Annotated in this window: 2 protein-coding genes; both read right to left on the bottom strand. The window is 60.6% G+C overall.

What is annotated here, in order from left to right:
- Positions 1–304: hypothetical protein (locus AC1DKR_RS21030; protein ID WP_478035068.1), on the bottom strand; the 304-nt coding region annotated here is incomplete at its 3' end.
- Positions 305–336: 32 nt separating this feature from the next.
- Positions 337–592 (bottom strand): hypothetical protein (locus AC1DKR_RS21025; RefSeq protein ID WP_478035066.1); only part of this gene is annotated, 256 nt, incomplete at its 5' end.

Below are 592 nucleotides of genomic sequence, written 5' to 3'. Positions count from 1 at the left end.
GCACGTAGCCGGAGATCAGCTTGAGCACCACGTCGCCGCGATCCTGCCGACGCTGACGCACCAACACCCAGTAATCGCGATTCTGCCAATGCAGGGTCAGGCGCACCGAGACCCCAAGGTTCGCCAGCTCCAGGGCAAACCGCTCGCTGTCGGCCACCGTCACCGGACGGCGGCGTTGCAGGGTCTGGGAAAAATTCAACGGCATCCCGACGCTCTGATAACTCAAACCTTCGGGTGTGGCTTCGACGAACAGCGGCAGGGTCTTGAAGTTGCTCGGGTTCTTTCTGATCAGCGTACGCGGCATGTCGGCTCCTGCTTAAGGCCGCGTGGGCGGCATCAATGGCTACGAAGGACCTGGGCAACGGTCGCGACGTTATGGGCGAGGTGCAGCGGATTGATGGTCCCGACAATAGCACTGGCCACCCCCGGGTGATCAAACAACAATTCGAAGCTGGCACGCACCGGATCAACGCCCGGGCTCAGGCACACATGGCCGCTGGCCAGGGCCTTTTTGACCAGGATCGCTTTGCCGTGAGCAGCAGCATAGTCAATGACTGGCTTCTCGTTCTGTTCGTTCAGATTGTAGGTGACC

It is taken from the genome of Stenotrophomonas sp. 01N47, assembly GCF_056399165.1.
Note: the sequence above shows the minus strand (reverse complement) of the source record. Positions and strands in the feature narration are given on the sequence as shown.